Genomic DNA, 7,352 nt, shown 5'->3' on the forward strand with positions numbered 1-7,352 from the left:
CCGAGAATCCTGCGCTGCAGGAACGGGAGTTGTTGAAGTTGGCGGGGCTGGCCACGGCGGTCGCTGCCGCCCTCCGATCGCGGGGCGTCCCCGAGGCTACGGCCACGCTCGCCGCGGAATCCGGGGTGACCGTGTTCGGCGTGGCCTTCGGCAAGTGGATCGCCGAGGGTGAGGAGCGGTCGTTCTTCGACATCGAGCGCGAGGTGCTGGGCGAGCTCGTGGCGATGACCGCCGGCGCGACGTGATCAGCGTAGCGATGGATCAACCAGGTGGTGCGACACCAGGGGTGATGCGTTCTCAGGTTGTGAGTCGGAGCATGGCTGTCGCGTGCTGGGGGCGTGACCGGTAGTGGTCGGTTGCGGCGGCGATGTTGGTCCAGCCTGCTTGGCGCATGAGTCCGATGGCGAGGTTGCGCAGGGTGGCCATGGCGCGGGGCGCGGTGCCGGTGCGTACTCGCGAGGCGTCCTCGCCGAACGTCACATCTCTGACGTGGTGCAGGGCCTCAACTGACCAGTGATTCCGGACGAGTTCGGCGAGTTGCGCCGGGCTGGCCTGTTCGGGCGGGAGGCTGGTGATCGCGTAGACGGTCTTCGTCTCGACCTTGCCGGTCTTGCGGTCAGTGCGGCGGCGCTTGATTTCCACGGCCTGGACGGCGTGCGGGAAGAGCAGGCCGGGACGGACGGTGCAGACCTTCAGGCGGCGGACCTCGCGGCGGCCGTGCCCGGCCCCGGCGGTGCGGGCCTGCAGCGGAATCTGCTTCCGGGCAGGCGGCGCAGCTGCTTGCGCAGCTTCTTCTGGTTGCCCTTCAGGACCAGGAGGTAGTGGCCGCCGGCGGTGATGACGTGTTCGGCGTGCGCGCGCTGGGTGTGCATCGCATCGGCGGTGACGACGACGCCGCGCAGGTCGATCCGGTTCAGCAGCGGGGCGAGGGCGGGTATTTCGTTGCTCTTCGCGGCGATCTGGCGCTGGGCGATCACGGTCTGGCATGCGTGGAGCGCGGCGGCGAGCAGGTGGACGGCGGTGCCGTCGGTGCGGGATCCGCGCACGGTCTTGCCGTCGACGGCCAGACCGACCAGGGTCGGCGATCTGCAGGGGGCTGTGCAGCAGATCCCCGGCGAACACCGCGTGGTCCGAGCCGGACCGCAACCATACGACGCAGGAGCCGGGCGTATGTCCTGGGGCGGGCTCGATACGGAGCTGGGCGTCGATGTCGTGGTGGTCGCCCTCCCACAGCACGGTCTGTCCCGCTTGGTGTACGGGGGCGACGCTGTCCTCGAAGACGCCTGCCATCCGGAGGCCGGCGCGGGGCCGGTGTCCGTTGGCGGGGTTCCAGTAGTCGTAGTCGGCCCGCGAGAAGACGTACTGGGCGTTGGGGAAGGTCGGCCGCCACTGTCCGTGGCCTGCCGGGCGGGTATTCCAGCCGACGTGGTCGCCGTGGATATGGGTGCAGATCACCGTGTCCACGCCCTGGGGGCGGACGCCTGCCGCGGCCAGCTCTTCGAGGTAGCGGGTGTGTAGATGGTGGAAGGGCGGCGTTGCCGGGCGGTCCCGGTCGTTGCCGATACCGGTGTCTATCAGAATCGTCCGGCCCTCACTGCGGAGCAGCCAGGTCTGGCTCATGGTGCGGATCTCGTCGGCAGCCGGGTCCAGGAAGGTGGGGGCAAGCCAGTTCCTGTGCGTATGCCAGTGCTCGACGGGCACGTCGGGGAAGATGTAGGCGCGGGCGCTGCCCCTGGTGGGCAGCTCGACCACGCGGGTGATCTCCACGTTTCCCAGCGCCATGGTGTCCACATCTCCAGCCTGCATCTCGGACGATCCAGGCGCTATCCGCGACATGCCCATGGCCCGCACGGCGCTGACGCAGCGGGCGGAACCTTGTGTGGCTGATCACGGCGGGTTGCGTCGCCTGGGGGCGCTCCTTCGGGCAGGGGGTCAGCGGTGTAGGCCCAGGAGCGCGGAACATCGGCCACCACTGACGGCTCGACCTTGTAGTGCCCCCCCAGGGCCCCGGCGCGCACTGGTGGGGCATGCTGGCTGACCCGGTCACCTTCTGCAACAGCATCGGCGAGGTCACCTGGGCGGAGACCGGCAACGGTTACTTCCTCGACCCGGCGAGGGGCGTCCTTCTGCGACTCCAGGAGTACGGCGTTGCCGACGTCGGCGCGGATCAGAAGGGAAAATCAGAAGGGAAACTGGCCGTAGCGGTGAGTCTGCTGCCGCTGTCGGCGGATTGTGGCGCCGACAACGCATCAGAGTCGGCGGGCGACGGACCGGTCCCGGCCGGCTCGTCCGGGCAACTCGACGTTCCCGCGGACGCCGGCGCGGCCCTCGAGAAGCAGTACCTGACGGAAACGCGATCGCGGCCTGCATGAGGAAGCAGGGATTCACCTGCACCCCCGTGGCTCCGAATACCGACAGGGCGAGTGGGCGGAAACCGGTCTTGGCGCTGTCTGTGACCGTCGTCGCTGTCCAAGGGCGAATGCCATGCAGGCATCGCCTGCGCCGGCGCAGCAGGTGCGACATGCGGGCGCATTTTCTGCCGGTGCTGTTCGACGGCGAGGTTGGCGCGGTGCGCCGAGACTGTCGCAGAGCGCCGTGTCAGCGGTGTCTGCTGGTGAGCCAGAAGCAGGTGCCGGCTCCCAGACCGAACACGAGGTGTGCGCTCAGGTCTTCAGCCAATGTCCTCGGGCTGTATTTCCAGATCGGCTTGTAGAGCCCGGCCTGCGGGAGGACCAGATATGCACTGGCCCACACAGTCGCGCCGAAGGGAATGCCGAGCAACGGGTTCGGGCGCCGGGCCGATCCGGCAGCAATCCCGTACAGCGCTCCCCAGGCGGACCCGTAGGACCAGTGCATCGCGGTGCTCACGAGCCATGCCCATCGGTCAGGGATCTCGTGCTGTGTGAACCCCTCCAGTAGCCGCTTCGCCACCTTGCCCGGATCCGGCGCCTCTTCCCAGCCTTCGACCGGCGCGAACTCCCAGTCCTTGGGACTTTCGGTGCCTCCCGCTTGTCGATATCGCAGATAGCGCGCGGCATCCATGCAAACCGTCCCCGCGACGCCGGCGACGACGCCGGTGACGACGGCGGCCAGCGGCGTGAGGGGCCGTCGTCGTGGACGTCCTGTTCTCGTGATGCCCATCACTTCAACCACCTTGGGCAACTGCCGGTGCCCAGGGCCGCGCTGTCGGCCCCTGGGGTTCCAGGAACTACAGAATCCCACTGGTCACCTTCGCCCGCACCGCAGAATTGCATCGCCACTCGCCCGGGGCGCCCGGTGGCGGACACGGTCGCATGCCCTTCGACGCGGGTCTTCCTCGTCTTCCACATCGGTGAGACCTACACCGGCGGGCTGTTCCCGGCCCCCAGTCGGTCATCGCCGATCCGCATGGCCGATTGCTGTGGGCCTCGCCGACCCTGCCGGGCGCCGTCCACGACATCAAGGCCACCCGCCCTCAAGCGGCGGTGCCTGCTGCGGAAGCTCCGGTGCAGCACGACCCCTTTCACCGACACCGTGAAGGCCGTCCACCTCTCCTTCCTTCGTGGCTTTCCCACTTGACGTGTGCGACTTCGTGTCGCACCTTGAGGCGATTGATCCCGCACATGTCGACGTCAGAGGTCGTCCAGGCTCGCTGGGCCTGCGACGCACATCCCGGTCTTGTCTACTACGTAGATGACGTCTCGGGTGCCTACTGTCCCCTCTGCTTTGCCGGGCTCGGGGTCGATGACCGGGCAGACCGACTCCACTCCCCGGACGACCACCTTGTACGTGACAGGCCATGCGTGTTCTTCGGTCCACCCAAAGTAGGTACCGCCGCCCCCGCCCGGCGTTCGGTCAGGATCTCCCTCGACCACAACACCGCGCTCTCCGCATGACGGACAACCGAGCACGTGAGCATCCCAGGCCGACTCGTTGACCAACCGCACCGGCAGTCCTTCATCGCCGTCATCGCCGGAACCTCCGCACCCCGTAACGAAGACGGCAGTGATGCCCAGCGCGGCCAGCAGAGCGATGCGTGGTCGTTTCACGCTCCGACGGGACACTGTGTTGTGACTGCCTGGTCTCAAAGGTCCCATGCTCGAGCTCCCCCGTGATCACGGATCAGGGTTGGATCATCACAGGTCACCGGCCGATGAGCAACGGTCGGAGGCTGCCTACCGGTTCTGCGGCCGGCGGGCTGGGGAACGCTGACCGGCGACCTCCAGACGTAGATGGCCGGCAGCGCCGCAAGCAGCGTTGCCGCCAACCGCATCGAACACTCGCGGCTTCCTCCAGCCCGGTCCCGAAACCGTGCGATTGAGCTCCCAAGGAACACCCGACCGCCGCCGAGGCCAAGCGCGTACTGCGGCAGGAAAACGGTGGTGCGTGAAAGGGGCTCCAGTGACACTTCGATGCCGCGCCGTCAGAATGCGACGAGACAGGCGGAGGCCCGCTTCACTACGTCCGCTGTGACGGAGCAGTCCTCGGCCGGGATACCGAGGAGTGCACAGGCGGCGGCATCCTCCTCCGCCTCAGCACCCGCCTCGTCTTGGACCCGGGTTTCTGCAGAATCGTCGATGTCGCACGGGTCGCGCCACCGCAACAGGTCGGATTCTGCTCGACGATCAAGCTGAGGTTCTGCAGCTGCGCTCACTCCGCGCACGCATTTATGGAGTTGAGGCAGTCCTCATCGTGGGCTTCGCGCTCTTTCTGCTTCCGGAGCTGACCGGCTCGTTTACCGAAGTCGTCACCGCAGCCCGCCGGCACGCAGCGGAGTGCTCGGATGCGCTGTCATGCCGCGTCGCTCCGACGGCGTGCCAGCCTACGGTGAGCGTGACCGCTTCTGCACTGACCGGCGCGATCATGGAACGCTTCATGGCTGGGGGGCGGATATGTGCAGGTGACGGCGCCAATCGCCCATCGGTTTGGTCATAGCCGGTTGATGCGGTGCCGTGACCGCGCCCTGTTCTGGTGAGGTGCCGGCCCTACGTCCCACGCCGGTGGCCCCACTCACGGGTGAGGAGCTCCTTGTGCCCGCATGTCAGAGATGGCCTGGCTGTCTCGTCTCAGGCTGTGAAGACAGGTTCTGAGAAGAGTCCGCCTCGACAACAAGGAGCAGATGATGAATGAGGAAAGCACGCACCAGGATGTCGCGCTGATCACCGGGGCAAACAAGGGGATCGGCCGTGGCGTTGCCGAGCAACTCGCCGCGCTGGGCATGGCGGTCGTGATCGGGGCCAGAGACCCGCTGCGCGGCGAGGAGGCCGCTGCGGCAGTGCGCGCGGCCGGCGGTAATGCTCGCGCCGTCACCTTGGACGTCACCGACCTGGCCACAGTCCAAGAGGCCGCGAAGCAGCTCGAGGAGCACTTCGGTTATCTCGACGTACTGATCAACAACGCCGGAATCACCGGCTCCGGACAGGTGTCGCCCGAAGACGCCCACGATCAGGTCCCCAGCTCCGTCGACCTGGACATGGTTCGGGCGGTGTTCGAGACCAACGTCTTCGGGGTGATCCAAGTGACCAATGCCATGCTGCCGCTGTTGCGGCGGTCACCAGCGCCACGCGTCGTCAACGTCAGCAGTCACGCCGCGTCGCTGACTCTCACCAGCGATCCGGACGGCCCCTTCACGGCACTGCTGCCGTCCGCCGCGTATTCGCCGTCCAAGACCGCGCTGACAGCCCTGACCGTGCAGTACGCCAATGAGCTACGGAGGGACGGCATCCTGGTCAACGCGGTCGCCCCCGGCTTCGTCGACACGGACAGCAACAACCACACCGGGTTCCTCACGGTCGCGCAGGGTGCCACATCCGTGGTGCGCCTGGCCATGCTCGGCACGGACGGACCGACCGGAGGGTTCTTCAGTGAGGAGGGTCCGGTGCCCTGGTGATGCTGGCCCCGGACAGCTGCGCTGTATCGGTACGGCTACCCCACCGCACGACGGAAGTGGGGCCCCTCGTTCGGCGAAAGGACGCAGCTGCAGGGGGTGTGCGCTCCACCTTGCGAGTGGAGCCGGAACAAGTCCGTACACCAGGGCCGGTCAAGGTGCATGCAAACAAGGAGAATCCGGCGTGACGAAGACAGAAGAGTTCCAGGAGCTGCGGCCACTGCTGTTCTCGATCGCCTACCGGATCCTGAGCAGTGTGAGCGAGGCGGAGGACGCGGTCCAGGAAACATGGCTGCGCTACCAGGCCGCCTCCACCCGGCCCAGGTCGGCCAGGGCGTTCCTGTCGACCGTGGTCACCCGGATCTCGATCGACGTGCTGCGCTCGGCCCGCGTCCGGCGGGAGGAGTACGTCGGGCCGTGGCTCCCGGAACCGCTGCTGACCGACCCGTACGAGGATCCCGTGCGGTCGGCGGAGCTGGCGGACTCGGTGTCGATGGCGGCCCTGCTCCTGCTGGAGCGGCTGACCCCGCTGGAGCGTGCGGTCTTCGTGCTGAGAGAGGTGTTCGCCTTCGGTTTCCCGGAGATCGCATCGGCCGTGGGACGGTCGGAAGCGGCGTGCCACCAGCTCGCGGTGCGGGCACGCCGTCACATGGACGCGGGCCGGGTCCGGTTCGAGGCGGACCGGAAGGAACGAGAGAAACTCGCCGAACGCTTCTTCGACGCCTTGCGCGAAGGAGACGTCGACGGGCTGACCGAGCTGCTGGCCGCCGACGTTCATATGATCGGCGACAGCGGCGGCAAGGCCCCGCAGTTCAAGCCCGTCATCCTTGGTGCCGAGAACGTGCTCCGGGCGCTGGCGTCGTTTGTCCCGCTGATGATCAGGAGCGGTGGCGTCGTCGAGCCGCAGCAGGTGAACGGCCAGCCGGGCTCGATCTTCCGCGACCGAGATGGCCAGGTCCTCAGCACCTGGGCACTTGACGTACTCGATGGGCAGATCCAGACGATCCGCACGGTGAACAACCCCGACAAGCTCGGGCACGTCGGCCCTGTGGCGGACGCCTGGCAGGCCCTCCGTGAGGCGAACCAGGCACACCGGCCCGCGGATTGACCGAGGAACAGACCGCGCTCCAGGGCTGGGACGCCTGGGCTGCTGCTTGAGCTCAGGCGACCGACGCAGCGCCGGAGCCGGTGACACGGATCTGCTGCGCGCGCAGCTGGTGACACGAACCGCGCCGACGCGGTGACAACCGCCGCGCCTGTCTGCCCGATCCGGAGACCAACCTCGCCGAGCTCCTGCGTGACCGCGAGCGACTGCCGGCCACAGTCGACGCCGACGACTGGGCGAAGCCGAGGCCCTACCCTCCGACGCGGGGGGGGGGGAGGCCGGGGGCGGCGCGTGCCCCCCCCGCGGGCAAGCTGCGGGGGGGGTGTGGCGGGGATAACGCCCCGATAGCACACACCCCCCCCCCCCCCCCCCCCCACACCC

At 67.9% G+C, this 7,352-nt stretch carries 7 protein-coding genes and 3 pseudogenes; 5 read left to right on the forward strand and 5 right to left on the reverse strand.

Annotation, left to right across the window (positions count from 1 at the left end; translation table 11 throughout):
- A pseudogene (locus ACWGJB_RS40330) lies at positions 1 to 245 on the forward strand (TetR family transcriptional regulator); the annotation flags it as partial.
- A gap of 52 nt (positions 246 to 297) precedes the next feature.
- On the opposite strand, the gene ACWGJB_RS40335 reads toward ACWGJB_RS40330, so the two are convergent.
- From ACWGJB_RS40335 to ACWGJB_RS40345, 3 genes and pseudogenes are all read right to left on the reverse strand, one after another.
- Positions 298 to 753: an ISAs1 family transposase gene (locus ACWGJB_RS40335; RefSeq protein ID WP_453385119.1), complete on the reverse strand. Its 456-nt coding sequence runs from the start codon at positions 751 to 753 to the stop codon at positions 298 to 300.
- Complete coding sequence (locus tag ACWGJB_RS40340; RefSeq protein WP_453385001.1) at positions 693 to 1,046, reverse strand: ISAs1 family transposase; 354 nt, start codon at positions 1,044 to 1,046, stop codon at positions 693 to 695. Before ACWGJB_RS40340 ends, ACWGJB_RS40335 begins: the two co-directional genes overlap by 61 nt.
- An 85-nt stretch (positions 1,047 to 1,131) precedes the next feature.
- A pseudogene (locus tag ACWGJB_RS40345) lies at positions 1,132 to 1,842 on the reverse strand (MBL fold metallo-hydrolase); the annotation flags it as partial.
- Between the two features lie 185 nt (positions 1,843 to 2,027).
- Here ACWGJB_RS40345 and ACWGJB_RS40350 point away from each other — a divergent pair.
- Positions 2,028 to 2,372 carry a hypothetical protein gene (locus ACWGJB_RS40350; RefSeq protein WP_453385002.1) on the forward strand — a complete coding sequence of 115 codons (345 nt, stop codon included), beginning with the start codon at positions 2,028 to 2,030 and terminating at the stop codon, positions 2,370 to 2,372.
- Between the two features lie 226 nt (positions 2,373 to 2,598).
- Here the strand turns inward: ACWGJB_RS40350 and ACWGJB_RS40355 are convergent, their stop codons facing one another.
- Positions 2,599 to 3,141, reverse strand: a complete 543-nt coding sequence (locus ACWGJB_RS40355; RefSeq protein ID WP_453385003.1) for a hypothetical protein — start codon at positions 3,139 to 3,141, stop codon at positions 2,599 to 2,601.
- Between the two features lie 230 nt (positions 3,142 to 3,371).
- On the opposite strand from ACWGJB_RS40355, the pseudogene ACWGJB_RS40360 reads away from it, so the two are divergent.
- Positions 3,372 to 3,473: pseudogene (locus ACWGJB_RS40360) on the forward strand (IS5/IS1182 family transposase); the annotation flags it as partial.
- A 138-nt stretch (positions 3,474 to 3,611) separates the two neighbouring features.
- On the opposite strand, the gene ACWGJB_RS40365 reads toward ACWGJB_RS40360, so the two are convergent.
- Positions 3,612 to 4,028, reverse strand: a complete 417-nt coding sequence (locus ACWGJB_RS40365; RefSeq protein ID WP_453385004.1) for a hypothetical protein — start codon at positions 4,026 to 4,028, stop codon at positions 3,612 to 3,614.
- 1,073 nt (positions 4,029 to 5,101) lie between these two features.
- Here ACWGJB_RS40365 and ACWGJB_RS40370 point away from each other — a divergent pair.
- Together ACWGJB_RS40370 and ACWGJB_RS40375 are read left to right on the forward strand one after the other, a co-directional pair.
- A complete protein-coding gene (locus ACWGJB_RS40370) occupies positions 5,102 to 5,869 on the forward strand; it encodes an SDR family NAD(P)-dependent oxidoreductase (RefSeq protein WP_453385120.1) in 768 nt (255 codons plus the stop codon).
- Positions 5,870 to 6,050: 181 nt separating this feature from the next.
- On the forward strand, positions 6,051 to 6,974 hold the full coding sequence (locus tag ACWGJB_RS40375; RefSeq protein WP_453385005.1) for an RNA polymerase sigma-70 factor: 924 nt from the start codon (positions 6,051 to 6,053) through the stop codon (positions 6,972 to 6,974).
- Positions 6,975 to 7,352: the final 378 nt, after the last annotated feature.

The organism is Streptomyces sp. NPDC054813 (assembly GCF_053611365.1).